At 58.5% G+C, this 15,094-nt stretch carries 16 protein-coding genes and 1 tRNA gene; 10 read left to right on the forward strand and 7 right to left on the reverse strand.

Annotated features, from left to right (window positions below; genetic code table 11):
• Positions 1-96 precede the first annotated feature (96 nt).
• Positions 97-1,671 (reverse strand): trimethylamine methyltransferase family protein, encoded by a 1,575-nt coding sequence (locus MRBLMR1_RS30280; RefSeq protein WP_148146511.1) that lies wholly within the window; start codon positions 1,669-1,671, stop codon positions 97-99.
• Between the two features lie 252 nt (positions 1,672-1,923).
• Here MRBLMR1_RS30280 and MRBLMR1_RS30285 point away from each other — a divergent pair, with 252 nt between their 5' ends.
• Positions 1,924-2,625, forward strand: a complete 702-nt coding sequence (locus tag MRBLMR1_RS30285) for a corrinoid protein (protein WP_112507838.1) — start codon at positions 1,924-1,926, stop codon at positions 2,623-2,625.
• 53 nt (positions 2,626-2,678) lie between these two features.
• Here MRBLMR1_RS30285 and MRBLMR1_RS30290 read toward each other — a convergent pair whose 3' ends face one another.
• Entirely contained in the window at positions 2,679-2,840 is a 162-nt protein-coding gene (locus MRBLMR1_RS30290; protein ID WP_148146456.1) for an entericidin domain-containing protein, read from the reverse strand.
• A gap of 14 nt (positions 2,841-2,854) precedes the next feature.
• Here MRBLMR1_RS30290 and MRBLMR1_RS30295 point away from each other — a divergent pair, with 14 nt between their 5' ends.
• The 4 genes from MRBLMR1_RS30295 to MRBLMR1_RS30310 all read left to right on the forward strand — a co-directional run bounded on the left by MRBLMR1_RS30295 (position 2,855) and on the right by MRBLMR1_RS30310 (position 6,978).
• Positions 2,855-3,496, forward strand: a complete 642-nt coding sequence (locus tag MRBLMR1_RS30295) for a DUF1638 domain-containing protein (protein ID WP_148146455.1) — start codon at positions 2,855-2,857, stop codon at positions 3,494-3,496.
• Positions 3,497-3,614: 118 nt separating this feature from the next.
• Positions 3,615-3,917 carry a virulence factor gene (locus tag MRBLMR1_RS30300; protein WP_148146454.1) on the forward strand — a complete coding sequence of 101 codons (303 nt, stop codon included), beginning with the start codon at positions 3,615-3,617 and terminating at the stop codon, positions 3,915-3,917.
• A gap of 46 nt (positions 3,918-3,963) precedes the next feature.
• Positions 3,964-4,929 (forward strand): methyltetrahydrofolate cobalamin methyltransferase, encoded by a 966-nt coding sequence (locus MRBLMR1_RS30305; protein WP_148146453.1) that lies wholly within the window; start codon positions 3,964-3,966, stop codon positions 4,927-4,929.
• Between the two features lie 9 nt (positions 4,930-4,938).
• Positions 4,939-6,978 (forward strand): ASKHA domain-containing protein, encoded by a 2,040-nt coding sequence (locus MRBLMR1_RS30310; protein ID WP_148146452.1) that lies wholly within the window; start codon positions 4,939-4,941, stop codon positions 6,976-6,978.
• A gap of 33 nt (positions 6,979-7,011) precedes the next feature.
• On the opposite strand, the gene MRBLMR1_RS30315 is transcribed toward MRBLMR1_RS30310, so the two are convergent.
• Complete coding sequence (locus tag MRBLMR1_RS30315) at positions 7,012-7,908, reverse strand: LysR family transcriptional regulator (RefSeq protein WP_148146510.1); 897 nt, start codon at positions 7,906-7,908, stop codon at positions 7,012-7,014.
• A gap of 217 nt (positions 7,909-8,125) precedes the next feature.
• On the opposite strand from MRBLMR1_RS30315, the gene MRBLMR1_RS30320 reads away from it, so the two are divergent.
• A complete protein-coding gene (locus MRBLMR1_RS30320; RefSeq protein WP_148146451.1) occupies positions 8,126-8,323 on the forward strand; it encodes a hypothetical protein in 198 nt (65 codons plus the stop codon).
• 286 nt (positions 8,324-8,609) lie between these two features.
• A complete protein-coding gene (locus MRBLMR1_RS30325) occupies positions 8,610-9,638 on the forward strand; it encodes a GlxA family transcriptional regulator (RefSeq protein WP_148146450.1) in 1,029 nt (342 codons plus the stop codon).
• A 123-nt stretch (positions 9,639-9,761) separates the two neighbouring features.
• Here the strand turns inward: MRBLMR1_RS30325 and MRBLMR1_RS30330 are convergent, their stop codons facing one another.
• Both MRBLMR1_RS30330 and MRBLMR1_RS30335 read right to left on the reverse strand, forming a co-directional pair.
• Complete coding sequence (locus MRBLMR1_RS30330) at positions 9,762-11,051, reverse strand: NAD(P)/FAD-dependent oxidoreductase (protein ID WP_210298050.1); 1,290 nt, start codon at positions 11,049-11,051, stop codon at positions 9,762-9,764.
• A gap of 133 nt (positions 11,052-11,184) precedes the next feature.
• A complete protein-coding gene (locus tag MRBLMR1_RS30335) occupies positions 11,185-11,937 on the reverse strand; it encodes a pyridoxine 5'-phosphate synthase (protein WP_148146448.1) in 753 nt (250 codons plus the stop codon).
• Between the two features lie 415 nt (positions 11,938-12,352).
• On the opposite strand from MRBLMR1_RS30335, the gene MRBLMR1_RS30340 reads away from it, so the two are divergent.
• Positions 12,353-12,429 (forward strand) — tRNA-Pro (locus tag MRBLMR1_RS30340).
• 147 nt (positions 12,430-12,576) lie between these two features.
• Here the strand turns inward: MRBLMR1_RS30340 and MRBLMR1_RS30345 are convergent.
• Complete coding sequence (locus tag MRBLMR1_RS30345) at positions 12,577-13,053, reverse strand: DUF192 domain-containing protein (protein ID WP_500067241.1); 477 nt, start codon at positions 13,051-13,053, stop codon at positions 12,577-12,579.
• 35 nt (positions 13,054-13,088) lie between these two features.
• Positions 13,089-13,667, reverse strand: a complete 579-nt coding sequence (locus MRBLMR1_RS30350; RefSeq protein WP_148146447.1) for a cold-shock protein — start codon at positions 13,665-13,667, stop codon at positions 13,089-13,091.
• A 195-nt stretch (positions 13,668-13,862) separates the two neighbouring features.
• Between MRBLMR1_RS30350 and gloA the strand changes: the two genes are divergently transcribed.
• Positions 13,863-14,303: a lactoylglutathione lyase gene (gene gloA / locus MRBLMR1_RS30355; protein ID WP_148146508.1), complete on the forward strand. Its 441-nt coding sequence runs from the start codon at positions 13,863-13,865 to the stop codon at positions 14,301-14,303.
• Between the two features lie 127 nt (positions 14,304-14,430).
• A complete protein-coding gene (locus tag MRBLMR1_RS30360; RefSeq protein ID WP_500067242.1) occupies positions 14,431-15,039 on the forward strand; it encodes a hypothetical protein in 609 nt (202 codons plus the stop codon).
• The last annotated feature ends 55 nt before the right edge of the window (positions 15,040-15,094 follow it).

The raw sequence follows: 15,094 nt of genomic DNA on the forward strand, positions 1-15,094 counted from the left end.
CCCCTTGTATTCATAATGCGGCCTCCAGACGCTGCCCTGGATAAAATCGGCTACCTGCCGTGCGCCGCCTTGCTCCCTGGCGGCCTCGGGCTCTCTTCAAGTAAAGGCGTCGGGCATGGAATCCTTGCGGTCCTTGATGAAGGCGAGAAGCGCTTCATCAATCGCCGGATCGAGTGGCGGGGCTTCGTAATGATCGAGCCAGGAGCGGCAGAGCGCATTGGCGCGGTCCTCGATGCGCTTGGAGCCTTCGATTTCCCACTGCTCGAAGGAATTGTTGTCGGCCAGCGGCGAGCGATAAAAAGCCGTCTGGAAATGTGCCTGGGTGTGAGAGCAGCCAAGATAATGGCTGCCGGGTCCAACCTCGCGGATCGCGTCAAGCGCCTGCCCCTCGGCCGACAGATCGACGCCTTCCGCCATCTTCTGCATCATGCCGAGTTGATCCTGGTCGATCATGAATTTCTCATAGGACGAAACAAGACCGCCTTCGAGCCAACCTGCAGCATGGAGAACGAAATTGGTGCCGGCGAGCAGGGTCATATTAAGCGTATTGGCCGATTCGTGGGCTGCCTGGGCATCCGGCACCTTCGAAGCACAAAGCGAGCCACCGGTTCTGAACGGCAGGCCGAGGCGGCGGGCAAGCTGGGCTGCCCCGTAGGAGACCAGCGAGGGCTCGGGCGTTCCGAATGTCGGGGCGCCGGACTGCATCGAGATCGACGCGGCAAAAGTGCCAAACAGGACAGGTGACCCGGGGCGGATGAGCTGGGTGGTTGCGGCACCGGCCAGAACCTCGGCCAGAATTTGGGTCAGCGTTCCTGCAACCGTGACCGGGCTCATGGCGCCCGAGAGGATGAAGGGCGAAACGACCGAAGCCTGGTTATGCCGTGCATAGACTTTCAGTGCACCGAGCATGGTGCCGTCGAAGACCATCGGCGAATTGGCGTTGATGAGGTTGAGCGTGACGCAATTGTTTTCCACAAATTCATCACCGAAGACGAGTTTCGCCATGGCGATCGTATCCTCGGCGCGTTCGGGCGCGGTGACCGACCCCATGAACGGTTTGTCGGAATATTTGATATGGCTGTAGACCATATCGAGATGACGCTTGTTGACCGGCACGTCGACCGGCTCGCAGACCGTGCCGCCGGACGAATGCATCGACGGCGCGAGATAGGACAGTTTGACGAAATTGCGGAAATCCTCGATCGTCGCATAGCGCCTCACCCCGTCGAGGTCGCGGACAAAGGGCGGGCCGTAGACGGGCGCAAAGATCGTCGCTTTTCCGCCGACATGAACATTGCGCTCCGGGTTGCGCGCATGCCAGGTAAATTCGCTCGGCGCCGTCTTCAAAAGTTCACGGCACAGGCCCTTGGGGAAATGCACGCGGCTGCCGCGCACATCGGCACCGGCCTTGGCCCAGAGTTCCAGCGCTTCCTCGTCGTCGCGGAACTCGATGCCGATCTCTTCGAGGATCGTGTCGGCATTACGCTCGATCAGTTCCAGCCCCTCTTCGTCGAGGACTTCGTAAACGCCGATCCTGCGGGTGATATAGGGCAAGGATGCGCCGGGGCCGCCGCCGGTGCGGGCCGCGCGCCTGCCGGCTGCTCCCCGCTCGCCCCGACCGCGCCGTCCAGAACCGCCACCCGCGTCCGCCTGCTGGCTGATATCGTCCATGATCTTCCTCGCCTCGATCTCACCTGGTCTTTTGATGGGCATGCTAGGCCCCCGCACGGCGACGCTCCTGCCTTTATGCGTCACGCGCTTGTGTGAGACAGACATTCTATCATGCGCCGCCGAGTGTCGCTTTCCGACGTGCGACGTCGCTTACGAAAGAAAACGCGAAACAAAATACGGTTAGACATAGTTGCGGGTATCGTTACGATCTGGGCGATCCGGAACATCGCCCCCAACCAGGGAAGAGAATTCATGTCCGACGACGACATCATTCTATCGGAGCTTTCCGACGAAGAACTCGTTCAACAGATGCATGACGATCTCTATGACGGTCTCAGAGAAGAGATCGAAGAAGCGACCAATATCCTGCTGGAGCGCGGCTGGACGCCCTACGACGTTCTGACCCAGGCTTTGGTCGAGGGCATGCGGATCGTCGGCATCGATTTTCGCGACGGCATTCTGTTTGTGCCGGAAGTGCTGCTATCGGCCAATGCGATGAAGGCCGGCATGGCGATCCTTCGGCCGCTTCTGGCAGAAACCGGCGCTCCGAAACTTGGCAAGGTGGTGATCGGTACCGTGAAGGGCGATATCCACGACATCGGCAAAAACCTCGTCGGCATGATGATGGAGGGTGCGGGCTTCGACGTCGTCGATCTCGGCATCAACAATCCAGTTGAGAACTATCTCGATGCGATCGAGCGCGAGAAACCGGATATCCTCGGCATGTCGGCACTTCTGACGACGACCATGCCCTATATGAAGGTCGTGATCGACACGATGAAGGAAAAGGGAATTCGCGACGATTATGTCGTGCTGGTCGGCGGCGCGCCGCTTAACGAGGAATTCGGCAAGGCGGTCGGTGCCGATGCCTATTGCCGTGATGCGGCAGTCGCCGTCGAGACCGCGAAAGACTTCCTCAGCCGCCGTCACAACCGGATGGCCGCAGGTGCCTGACGGGCAGCGCCGCATCTCAAGTGATGCGGCGCGTTTCTACCGGCCGTCTCGATTTAGTGCGAAGCTGCACGGTCTACACGACGACCGGCGTCCTGGGTGGCGTTCACGGTATTTGCTGTATCCTGACCCATTCCGCGGATCGTATTGCCGCAGGAGCTGAGCGAAACCGTGGTGGCGAAAAGTGCGGCGATAACTGTGAATGTCTTGGCCGTCATGATGGAATACTCCGATGGGTAAGGATCAAAATGTGCCGGAAAGTGATTTTCCGGCTATGGAACGTTCAACTCGCGAAAAAGTTCACGTGATCGCGTGCGGAGCGATCGCAAGGGAAATTCTTGCGGTTTCCAGGCAACGGGGGCTCAACCATATCGACCTCAACTGCCTGCCAGCGATTTGGCATGCCTATCCGCAAAAGATCGTTCCGGGGCTGGAAGCGGCCGTGGCCGAGGCCAGACAAAACGGGTTCGAGAGAATCTTTTTCGCCTATGCCGATTGCGGAACCGGCGGCGAGATCGACCGGCTGTGTGAGCGAGAGGGCATTGCCCGGATCGAGGGGCCGCACTGTTATTCGTTCTTCTCCGGCAATGCGGCCTTCCACGACAAGGCCGACGATGATCTCCTGTCCTTTTTCCTGACTGATTTTCTCGCACGTCAGTTTCGTGCTTTCGTCATCGAACCGCTCGGCCTCGATCGTCATCCCGAACTGAAGCCCATGTATTTCGGCAATTACAAAAAACTCATCTATCTCTCGCAGGAAGAAGACGAGGAGTTGCAGCATAAAGCGCGCGAGGCGGCAGACTATCTCGGGCTGGAATACGAATATCGTTTTACCGGCTATGGTGATCTAACCTCGGCGATCCGCTCGGTGTGATTGTTTCCGGCAAAACATATGAAAGGCATGACGTCGCTTTTCGTCATCTGCGACGTCGTGCGAAGCACAGTCCGAACCGCAGGACCGGTGCATGTTCACGGAGTAATCGGAGGAGCTCATGGCGGATCGCATTGTCGTCTTCTGGCGGGATATCCCGGCCCAGGTGATCATCAAAAAGGGACGACAGACCGCAAAGCGCGAACTTTCCTTGCGCTTCACCGAGGCGATCGACATGTGCGCCATGCGCACCGGAGCGGCAGAAACCGACGATTACCTCGCTGAATGGCGTAAGGCCGATCCGATACCGGTTTCCGACGACCTGGAAGCTGAGGCGGATGCGGCAGCGGCGGAGCTTGAAGCCGCCTACGACAAGGAAAAACTCGTGGCGCTGGTAAAGGCCGGCGGCCGGGAGAGCGCATAAACCACCGCCGATCCTTTTATCACTCCCCCCTGAACCGGAGATCGCAATGACACGCACCATCGTCGCATCCGCAACCCAGGAAATCGTGATCGGCTTCGACCAGCCTTTCTGCGTCATCGGAGAGCGGATCAACCCGACCGGCCGCAAGAAGCTGGCCGCCGAGATGATCGAGGGCAATTTCGACACGGTCATCAAGGATGCGCTGGAACAGGTGGCGGCTGGAGCGACGATGCTCGACGTCAATGCCGGTGTCACCTCGGTCAATCCGAACGAGACGGAGCCGGGGCTTTTGGTACACACGCTGGAGATCGTCCAGGGCCTGGTGGATGTACCGCTGTCGATCGACAGTTCGGTAACGGCGGCGATCGAGGCGGCGCTGAAGGTCGCCAAGGGGCGGCCGCTGATCAACTCGGTCACCGGCGAGGAAGAGAAACTCGAAGCGATCCTGCCGCTCTGCAAGAAATACGACGTGCCGGTCGTGGCGATATCGAATGACGAGACCGGGATTTCGATGGATCCGGACGTGCGATTTGCAGTGGCGAAAAAGATCGTCGAGCGCGCAGCAGATTACGGGATCAAGAGCCATGATATCGTCGTCGATCCTCTGGTGATGCCGATCGGGGCACTCGGGTCGGCGGGACTGCAGGTGTTCGCCCTTCTGCGGCGGTTGCGCGAGGAGTTGAAGGTCAACACGACCTGCGGGCTTTCCAACATCTCCTTCGGCCTGCCGCATCGCCACGGAATCAATGCAGGTTTCATTCCCATGGTAATCGGTGCCGGCATGACATCGGCGATCATGAACCCCTGCCGTCCGCAGGAAATGGAGGCTGTTCGCGCTGCAAATGTGCTTAATGGCACCGACCAGAATTGCGGCAACTGGATTATGACCTATCGCGACTACAAACCTGCCGAAGGAGGTGCGACCGCAGCGGCGGTCCCTGCCCCATCGGCTGGTGGCGGACGGCGTGGTGGAAGGGCTGCACGGGCTGGAGCGGGAGCGAGGGCGGAGTAAGCGACGAGAATGGCTGACGCATCCCGTAGAGATCCCCTCGTCCTGTTCATGCCATCCGGCAAGCGTGGCCGCTTTGCGGTCGGCACGCCGGTGCTCGATGCTGCGCGCCAGCTTGGGGTCTATGTGGAAAGCGTGTGCGGCGGGCGGGCGACCTGCGGACGTTGCCAGATTTCGGTGCAGGAAGGCAATTTCGCCAAGCATGGGATCATCTCGTCAGTCGACCACATCTCGCAAGTCGGGCCGAAGGAGGATCGATACGACCGGGTACGCGGGCTGCCCGGAGGGCGCAGGCTTTCCTGTTCGGCACAGATCCTCGGCGATCTCGTTATCGACGTGCCGCAGGATACGGTCATCAACGCGCAAGTGGTGCGCAAGGCAGCCGACGAGCGGGTGTTCGACCGCAATCCGGCAGTGCGCATGTGTTATGTCGAGGTCGAGGAACCCGACATGGAAAAGCCGCTCGGTGATCTCGACCGGCTGAAAGTGGCGCTCGCGACCGACTGGCATTTCGACGATGTCGAAGTGGATTTCCATATCATCCCGCAGGTCCAGCAGATCCTGCGCAAAGGCGAGTGGAAGGTGACGGCGGCGATCCACAAGGATCGCGAGGACGAACGCCCTCGCCTGATCGCGCTTTATCCGGGGCTGAAGAACGAGGCTTACGGGATCGCCTGCGACATCGGTTCGACAACGATCGCCATGCATTTGTCGTCGCTTCTGTCCGGCCGCACGGTCGCGTCTGCCGGCACCTCCAACCCGCAGATCCGATTCGGCGAAGACCTGATGAGCCGGGTTTCCTATGTGATGATGAACCCGGACGGGCGCGGAGCGATGACCGATGCCGTGCGTGAGGCTCTGAACGGGTTGATCGACCGGGTGTGTGCCGACGGTGGCATTTCACGCGCGGACATTCTCGACAGCGTCTTTGTCGGCAATCCGATCATGCATCACCTGTTTCTTGGAATCGACCCGACGGAACTGGGTGGTGCGCCATTTGCGCTGGCGGTCTCAGGTGCCGTCGAGGTGAAATCTTCGGAAATCGGCCTGCCGATGACTGCCGGTACGCGGACCTATCTTCTGCCCTGCATTGCCGGGCATGTGGGCGCCGATGCGGCGGCGGCGACATTATCCGAAGGACCGCACCGGCAGGACGAGATGATGCTGCTGGTCGACATCGGCACCAATGCGGAAATCGTGCTCGGCAACCGGACGCGTGTCGTTGCCGCATCTTCGCCTACCGGCCCTGCTTTCGAGGGCGCCGAGATTTCATCGGGCCAGCGCGCAGCGCCGGGTGCGATCGAGCGCGTGCGGATCGATCCGGTCACGCTCGAACCACGGTTCCGCGTGATCGGCGTCGAGCCATGGTCGGACGAGCCGGGGTTTGCTGAAGCGGCGGCGCAAATCGGCGTAACCGGAATCTGCGGTTCCGGTATCATCGAGGTGATCGCCGAAATGTATCTTGCGGGGATCATCTCGGAGGATGGCGTTGTTGATGGCGGGCTCGCCGCGCGCAGCCAGCGTATTCTCGAAAACGGCCGCACCTTCTCCTACCTGCTGCATGACGGGACGCCGCGGATCACAGTGACGCAGAATGACGTGCGGGCGATCCAGCTTGCCAAGGCGGCGCTTTATGCCGGCGTAAAACTTCTGATGGACAAGCAGGGCGCCGGCCATCTTGACCGGATCGGACTTGCAGGAGCCTTCGGCACGTTCATCGACCCCAAATATGCGATGGTGCTGGGCCTGATCCCCGACTGTGACCTTGAAAAGGTGAAGGCCGTCGGCAACGCGGCGGGAACCGGCGCGCGCATGTGCCTGCTCAATCGCGATTATCGCCGGGAAATCGAAGAAACGGTCAGCAAGATCGAGAAGATCGAAACTGCACTGGAGCCTAAATTCCAGGAACACTTCGTCGCGGCCATGGCTCTGCCGAACAAAGTCGATGCGTTCCCCAACCTCGGGATGGTCGTCACTCTGCCGGAACGAAAGATGTTGGCTGATGCAGGTGCGGATGGCGGACGCAGAAGGCGCCGCTCGCGTGATACGTGAACGGCGCCGGATATTATCTTGAAATGATGTAACTCAGGCCGCGACGGCATCCAGCGAACTGAAGGCATCCTTGATGCTCTCGGCAACAGCCTTGGCCGGAATGGAGAGATTCGGCGCGGTCAAAAGGCGGATATCGAACGTGATGAGATCCGGCATGCCTTCCTTGGGCCCGAGAATCTGCATGTCCTCGGTAATGTAGGACAGCGGGAACGGCGCGATCGCCAGGTCGGAAACGACTGCAGCACGCTGTGCCATCGTGTGGGCACTGGCATAGGCGATCCGGTAAGGCCGCTTCTGTTTATCCAGCTGGGCGATTGCATCATTGCGCCAGACGCAGCCTTCTTCCCAAACGGAGATGGGAATCGGATCGCGCAGATAGGCATTGCCGCATTTGGCGCCGGCCCAGACGAGTTTTTCCGTGTGAATAATCTCGCCACCGGTCGGAAACGGGCGGGTGGCGCAGTTGATCAGTGCCAGATCAAGCCGCTGTTCCTCCATACGCTTGCGCAACAGCGTGCTCTGATCGACAGTTACGTCGACCATGATGCCGGGAAAATGCTCGCCGAAATCCTTGAGGATCTTTGGCAGCAACCTTTCGGAGATATCGTCCGGTGCGCCGAGGCGTACGACGCCCGACAGTTCCGGCATTACGAAGCGCGACACCGCCTCATTGGACAACGCCAGCATGCGCCGAGCATAAGATAAAAGCACTTCGCCGTTCTGGGTGAGCGTCACTGAACGGGCATCACGCAGAAAAAGCGTCGACTTCAACTGCTCTTCCAGCTTTTTGATCTGCATCGAGACTGCCGAGGGTGTTCGCAGTACGACATCAGCAGCTGTCGAGAAATTGCCGGTTTCGGCAATGGCGACGAAAGTGCGCAGGACATCATTATCAAGCAATGGCAGCGGCGTTCTGAACGGTACGGTCATCGGTGCACCCATCAAATTTTCTTAACTTAAGCACCATATCATTTCGTTTGATTGAAAGTCAAACAGGGCGGATACTGCAAAACATCGGAAGCAGGCGTCGTTGCAAAACAGAATTTCATAAGATGTGCGACAGCCATCCGATCGATTGATGGATTGGCCTTTTCCCTCCCAGAAGGAAGCCGCCGAAAATCTGAACGAAATCCAAGGAGCAAACGAAATGACGACTATCACTTATCTCAACGAGCGCCGGTTGGGCGCCTCATCAAAGCCTCAGACCTCCCGCCCGCAGCAGGTCATGTCCCTGTTCGACCGTGCGGTTGCAGCCTGGAACCGCCGCAAGACGGAACGCATGTTGGAAGGACTTCCGCAGGAAATCCGCAAGGACATTGGCTGGCCGACAACGATCGGCAAGTGATGTTCATCCCGGGGGCGACCCGCTATACGGGCCGGATAGTTCCGGCGATACAGAGATCTGAACCCTAGACATGGTCCGCCAGCCAGACGCTGCGGACCATGTCGCATTCCGGCAATTTGATAAAATGCAGGAAAAGCCAGCAACCTATCACCAGTGCGACGCCTAGATGTCGCAAAAATGCCATTTCCCTGTCGTCAAAAGCTCTGCTCAAGACTAGCATCCATGCGAGTGTCGCTTTTGAAGCAATGCAAGACCGCATCAAGCGGCGGCAAGGGGAACTACGACAATGGATCTGACCAGCAAGCCACAGGTAAAGAAGCGCACGATCGTCTTCTTTCTCGTTCCACACTTCACCATGCTGCCGTTTTCGGCGGCGATCGAAACGCTCCGGATTGCCAACCGCATGCTCGGTTATTCGGCTTATAGCTGGCGTCTCTGTTCCGCCGATGGCGAAAAGGTATACTCGTCAAGCGGGATAGGTATAGAAGTCAATTCGTCGCTGGCAGACGAAAGACGTCATCTTAGCGGCGAAAACCGGCCGAACATGGTTCTCGTCTGCTCAGGTATCTATGTCGAGGAATTCAACAACAAGTCCGTCAATGCGTGGCTGCGCGAGACCTATAATCGTGGAATCGCCGTCGGCAGCCTGTGCACCGGAGCGCATGTCCTGGCGCAGGCGGGCCTGCTCAACGGCAAGCGCTGTGCGATCCACTGGGAAAACCTGCCCGGTTTTTCCGAAGCCTTTCCGCAGGCAGAGGTCTATGCCGATCTCTATGAGGTCGACGGCAATCTCTATACCTGCGCCGGCGGCACGGCATCGCTCGACATGATGCTCAACCTGATAGGCCAGGATTTTGGCGACAACCTCGTCAACCGGGTCTGCGAACAGCAATTGACCGACCGGGTGCGCAACCCGCATGACCGTCAGCGCCTACCGCTTCGCGCGCGTCTCGGGGTACAGAACTCCAAGGTGCTTTCGATCATCGAGCTGATGGAAAATAATCTTGCGGAGCCTTTGTCGCTCATCGAGATCGCCGATGATGCCGGCCTATCCCGTCGGCAGATCGAACGGCTGTTCCGCCAGGAAATGGGCCGTTCGCCGGCACGGTATTATCTCGAAATCAGATTGGATCGCGCCCGCCATCTGCTTGTGCAGTCCTCCATGCCGGTAGTCGAAGTGGCGGTCGCCTGTGGCTTCGTTTCCGCCTCGCATTTTTCCAAATGCTATCGCGAGGTTTATAACCGCTCGCCGCAACAGGAGCGCGCCGAGCGCAAGCTGACGCTCAACACGGCGCGCACCGGCGTCGTTGTTTAATACACATCCGGAGGTGCTGTTTATCCGGCGCCACCCTCGCCTCTCGACGAGGGTCTGTCTGCGTTGCAGCTGCTGAGGCGGCAGTAGATGCTCGGGACAGGCCCGAGCATGATGATCGCCGGATCACGCCTCGTCTTTCAGCGTCTCTTTCTGGGTTATCAGGCGAGCGCTGTGCTGGCCCGAAAGATAGATCCATAACCAGCTCCAGGCGACGGCGAGCCGTGATCGCGTGCCGATCAGGAAGTAGATGTGGGCGAGCCCCCATATCCACCAGGCAAGCCCGCCCTTAAGCTTTATCCTGCCGAAATCGATGACAGCGGCGCGTTTTCCGATCGTCGCAAGACTGCCCTGATGGAAATACCTGAAGGGTGCCGGCGCAGGCTTGGCAGCCAGACGCGCCTTGATGACTTTGGCCACATAAGCGCCCTGCTGCTTGGCAGCCGGCGCGATACCGGGAACAGGCTTTCCATCGTCCTGTTTGACCGACGCTGTGTCACCAATGACGAAAATGTTCGGATCGTGTGCGGCAGAAAGATCGGGACCAACAATGGTACGCCCCGCCCGGTCGGCCTCGGCGCGAATCCATTGTGCGACGGGAGATGCCTGCACGCCAGCCGCCCAGATGACCGTCCGGCAAGGCACGAAGGTTTCGCCGACCGTGACCCCCTCCTCGGTAATCGCAGTTACAGGCTTCCCGGTTCTGACTTCGACGCCAAGCTTTTCCAGCGCTGATTTCGCATAAGCCGACAAATCCTCGGAGAAGGCTGCCAGAACCCGCGGGCCGGCCTCGATCAGTATCACCTTCGTTGCTGTCGTATCGATGCTGCGGAATTCCGGCGGCAGAACTTTCTGGGCAAGTTCCGCAATCGTGCCGGCCATCTCGACGCCGGTCGGACCGGCGCCGATGATGGCGAAGGTCAATAGCGCATCGCGGTCGGCCGTCTTCTCCGAAAGTTCTGCGCGCTCGAAGGCAAGCAGGATACGGCGACGCAGCGTCGTTGCATCTTCCAGCGTCTTGAGGCCCGGGGCGAGCTTTTCCCATTCGTCGCGGCCGAAATAGGCGTGGCGTGCGCCGGTTGCCAGAACGAGCGTGTCATAAGGGATAGCGCGGCCGGACTGGAGGCGAACAAGCTTGGCTTCCGTATCAACGCCGACAACCTCATCCAGAATGGTGGTGACATCCTTCCGATCGCGGTAAAGCCTGCGAATCGGCCAGGCGATTTCCGAGGTTGCGAGCAATGTCGTCGCGACCTGGTAGAGAAGCGGTTGGAACAGATGGTGATTGCGCCGGTCTATCAGGGTTATATCGGCGGAGCTGCCTTTGAGCCCATGAACGGTCTGGATCCCTCCGAAACCACCGCCGACGACGACAATCCTATGCTTGATCACTGTAAGCGCCCTTTCTTCTGGCAGCTTCAATTGACGCAGGCTCCAACCTCAACGGTGGAGCCGCGCTAACAGTGACTTAGGTTGATAATCCTCAAGAACAAATGCGCTGAGCGCATATCACCGATCCAATTCAAAGTGATCCGACAGGATGCAGACCTCAGACCGCCTGACCGCAGACGCGGCGGAAGCGGCGGACGGTTTCCGCCATGCCGAATTCCAAGGCATCGGCCGTCAAGCCGTGGCCGATCGAGACTTCCGCCAGTTGCGGGATACGTTTGACCAGCGCCGGAAGGTTGGCAACCGTCAGATCATGGCCCGCATTGATGCCCAGACCAAGAGCGATTGCGGCATCCGCAGTCTTACCCAGATCGACAAGAATGTCCGCGCCCTTCTGCGGATCGTCGAAGCAGCCGCCATACGGACCGGTATAAAGCTCGATACGATCGGCCCCCGTGGCCTTTGCCAGTTTGACAGCCTCAAGGTCTCCATCACCATCGGCAAACAGGGACACCCGCATGCCGCCCTTTTTCAGCCGCGCGACAATCGGCTTCAGCATCTCGCCGTCACGGCGAAAATCAAACCCGTGATCGGAAGTTGCCTGAGACGGGTCATCAGGCACAAGCGTAACCTGCTCAGGTTCGATCTTTTCACAGAGTGCGAGAAAATCCTCGCTCGGATATCCCTCGATATTAAATTCCGCATGAGAGAACTCGTCATCGATCAACGCCCGGATCGTCGGAAGGTCCGAGAAGCGGATATGCCGCTGATCAGGCCGGGGATGAACCGTCAGGCCGGAAGCGCCCGCCTGAAGTGCGATGCGCCCCAGATTTTCGACGCTCGGCCATGGAAGATCACGACGATTGCGCAGCATGGCAACGGCATTCAGGTTCACAGAAAGCAATGTAGGCATGGCGGGTATCCGTTGATGGGAGGACAATCCTTCTTAGATGACCGACCGCGCAAAAACCACCAACCGAAGACCATGATTGTCATCAAGAATTTTCATCGAAGAGATTTTGGTGCACGGCAAGGTTGGATTTGATCGCATTTTATATTAGATTTATCTAACAGAATTCGCCCACCACCCACCGGACCGAGGCGGCGGACCGGGACTGGCGCGGCGAATTCTGTCACTTCTTTCTTTCTGCAAACAAAGCAGACCGTATCCGACAGCCCTGGTAACGCGTCATTATCGGGCAGAAGATTTGCGCTTATAAGCAGAAAATATCCTGGTATCCGCAGATTGACGTATCCTGTCCTGTAGAATGTCTATTTTTGCAGTTGCGGCCTGCCCAGGAACCGTGTATCTCGCCTTCACCTTGGCACGGAGTGTAGCGCAGTCTGGTAGCGCATCTGGTTTGGGACCAGAGGGTCGGGAGTTCGAATCTCTCCACTCCGACCATTTATTTCCCAAAAAATCATCTGCTCTAAAGCGCTTAGGCGCTCATCTCAACGCGTTTTGTTGCGAAACAGCAGCAACTTGTTGTGTTGACTGTCTTTAAGTTACGGTCGCGATGGTTTTTTTAAGTGGTTTCCGCGAACTCAGCAGTCAGCCGCCATTGTGCAAAGGCTTGCCGATTACCTTGTCGCCGACCTTGATGCCGAGGGCTTTGGTGCGGCCGGCATTGAGTTCCAGCACGTATTTCACTGGGCCGCGCGAATCGATGATGTCGCGAGAAAAAGGGACTGCGTTTTCGCGGATATGTGAGATCGACCCGTCGGTCCGGATGAAGACCATATCGAGCGCCAGAACCGTATTCTCCATCCACATGGACACCTGACGTTCCGCTCCGAAATCGAAGAGCATACCGTGATTGGTGTCCATCTGCTTGCGGAACATCAGGCCGTGTTCGCGTTGCGCGTCGTTGAGCGCGAGTTCGATTGTGAAAGGATAAGTCTTGCCGCCGGCGGTGCGAATGGACAGCTCTGATCGTGGAAAAACGATATCCTGTTGCGCCTGCGCCGTCTGCGATGACGCGCCAGCGGCAACAAAAACGAAGAAAAGCGCCATCAAGGCGCCTTTCATAATATTCCTGGTTTCTGACCGAACTGTTGCAAACATCAATGCGACCGGTTTGTGGGCACGACGTTATCAGGATGGATTTCGGCTGCCATCAACCCCTTGTCGCCAGGCCCAAAGCGCACCAGAACGACCTGACCCGGCCTCAACTCGGTCAGGCCGAATCGTCGCAATGTTTCCATGTGAACAAAGATATCTTCCGTGCCCTCGCCGCGGGTCAGGAAGCCGAACCCTTTGGTGCGGTTGAACCACTTGACCAGCGCGCGTTCAAGACCGCTCGTCGCCGTCACCTGCACATGGGTGCGTACCGGCGGCATCTGCGACGGATGAACCGCCGTCGACTGGTCCATGGAAAGGATGCGGAAGGCCTGATAACCGCGATCGCGTCGCTGGATCATCGCCACGATGCGTGTGCCTTCGAGAATGGTCTGGTATCCGTCGCGGCGCAGGCAGGTCACGTGCAGCAACACGTCCTGCATGCCGTTGTCCGGCACGATGAAGCCGAAGCCCTTGGCCACGTCGAACCATTTCACGACGCCGGTGATCTCGATCAGATCAACCGGTTCACCCGCAAATTCTTCGAAACTGGCAATGCCCTTCGATGACATTCTGTCTGCCATACCTGTCGGCCCCTCGGTTACGCGCCACACATGACGGTTAACTGATTCTTAGAGGATAGATTAACATTGCGCCAACCGTCCAGCGCAAGTCTCGTGTTCTTCTTATTCACGTCCTTTCTATTCGCGGTGGCTTGCTCCAGGCTGGCGGCTGTTCCATATCGAAGATGGCGAAAACGCTTAAATCGAGGGATCCAAATGCGATATCTCCACACTATGGTCCGGGTCAAAGACCTGGATGCCTCCCTTCATTTTTATACAACTCTGCTCGGCCTGAAAGAAGTCCGCCGAATCGAAAACGAAAAGGGCCGTTTCACCCTGGTTTTTCTCGCCGCAAGCGACGATATCGATCAGGCGACAGCCAATCAGGCACCTTGCCTGGAACTCACCTATAACTGGGACACCGAGGACTATACGGGCGGCCGCAATTTCGGCCATCTCGCCTACGAAGTCGACAATATCTATGAATATTGCGAGCATCTGCAGAAGAACGGCGTGACCATCAACCGGCCGCCGCGCGAAGGCCGCATGGCCTTTGTACGTTCTCCCGATGGCATTTCATTCGAAATTCTCCAGAAAGGCGGCAATCTTCCGGTTGCTGAGCCATGGGCCTTGATGCCGAATATCGGCAGCTGGTAATGACTTTTGACGGCGGCGCATTTCGTGTCGCCGTCAACCACTCAGGGTCCACGCAAGCTTGAAGGTGATGATTGACGCTACGCGATTCGCGGCTTCAATCTTTCTCACCAGCCGGAAGGCCAGAGCGTTGACGACCATATCTCCCCGCCATTTTTCCCGTTCTGCCACAGGCACCGTCATCAGGCAGATTGCGCTGACGGGAATTCTGATCACCCTGCTCGGCAGTTGCGCCACGACAAAAAAAGTGGCTGAGGCAGATGATGCGGGCCAGGCGGACACCGCGGCGGCGGCGGTCGACATGCTCGCAAGGGGCGAGGCCGCGACAACAGGCTCCCAAAGCGCTTATGTCGATCCGATGGTGACAACCGCGCATGGCCGCAAGACCCCCCAAAAGGGAACGCAGGTTATGGGCATGCAGACAGCTGCCGGCGGCACGCCCACCCACAACGCACTGACACAGACCTATTCGCCCCTTCAGGCATCGATCGCCGGCGCGGTAACCGAGCCGACCGGCGTGCGTGCCGGCAATACAAGCATCTTTTCAGGGCACGCCCAGGCGGCTGGCCCGGAAATGGCGGCGACAATGACGACCGGCTCGACTGCGCTCGATTCCCCCTATCCTGCGGCAAGAGCCATGTCGGCTGGCGGCGTGAACGCAATGACGCGCAGCGTATTCAGCACCGGCACACCCGTCGCTTGTGGCAACGACGTCAATGGAAACATGATAAGCTGCTGATTTCACGAGCGCTTCTCTGGTTTCATACAAGTTTTTACCGCTTGTCATTTTTTTG

Origin of the sequence: Neorhizobium sp. LMR1-1-1.1 (assembly GCF_040675795.1) — a bacterium.
Lineage (GTDB): Bacteria > Pseudomonadota > Alphaproteobacteria > Rhizobiales > Rhizobiaceae > Neorhizobium > Neorhizobium cellulosilyticum.

Excerpts from the sequence above, each read along its gene's own strand:
- gloA (WP_148146508.1), top strand. The coding sequence starts at position 13,863 with ATGCGATATCTCCACACTATGGTCCGGGTCAAAGACCTGGATGCCTCC.
- MRBLMR1_RS30305 (WP_148146453.1), top strand. The coding sequence starts at position 3,964 with ATGACACGCACCATCGTCGCATCCGCAACCCAGGAAATCGTGATCGGC.
- MRBLMR1_RS30290 (WP_148146456.1), bottom strand. The coding sequence starts at position 2,840 with ATGACGGCCAAGACATTCACAGTTATCGCCGCACTTTTCGCCACCACG.
- MRBLMR1_RS30280 (WP_148146511.1), bottom strand. The coding sequence starts at position 1,671 with ATGGACGATATCAGCCAGCAGGCGGACGCGGGTGGCGGTTCTGGACGG.
- MRBLMR1_RS30350 (WP_148146447.1), bottom strand. The coding sequence starts at position 13,667 with ATGGCAGACAGAATGTCATCGAAGGGCATTGCCAGTTTCGAAGAATTT.
- MRBLMR1_RS30315 (WP_148146510.1), bottom strand. The coding sequence starts at position 7,908 with ATGACCGTACCGTTCAGAACGCCGCTGCCATTGCTTGATAATGATGTC.
- MRBLMR1_RS30300 (WP_148146454.1), top strand. The coding sequence starts at position 3,615 with ATGGCGGATCGCATTGTCGTCTTCTGGCGGGATATCCCGGCCCAGGTG.
- MRBLMR1_RS30345 (WP_500067241.1), bottom strand. The coding sequence starts at position 13,053 with ATGAAAGGCGCCTTGATGGCGCTTTTCTTCGTTTTTGTTGCCGCTGGC.
- MRBLMR1_RS30310 (WP_148146452.1), top strand. The coding sequence starts at position 4,939 with ATGGCTGACGCATCCCGTAGAGATCCCCTCGTCCTGTTCATGCCATCC.
- MRBLMR1_RS30320 (WP_148146451.1), top strand. The coding sequence starts at position 8,126 with ATGACGACTATCACTTATCTCAACGAGCGCCGGTTGGGCGCCTCATCA.
- MRBLMR1_RS30325 (WP_148146450.1), top strand. The coding sequence starts at position 8,610 with ATGGATCTGACCAGCAAGCCACAGGTAAAGAAGCGCACGATCGTCTTC.
- MRBLMR1_RS30295 (WP_148146455.1), top strand. The coding sequence starts at position 2,855 with ATGGGTAAGGATCAAAATGTGCCGGAAAGTGATTTTCCGGCTATGGAA.
- MRBLMR1_RS30335 (WP_148146448.1), bottom strand. The coding sequence starts at position 11,937 with ATGCCTACATTGCTTTCTGTGAACCTGAATGCCGTTGCCATGCTGCGC.
- MRBLMR1_RS30285 (WP_112507838.1), top strand. The coding sequence starts at position 1,924 with ATGTCCGACGACGACATCATTCTATCGGAGCTTTCCGACGAAGAACTC.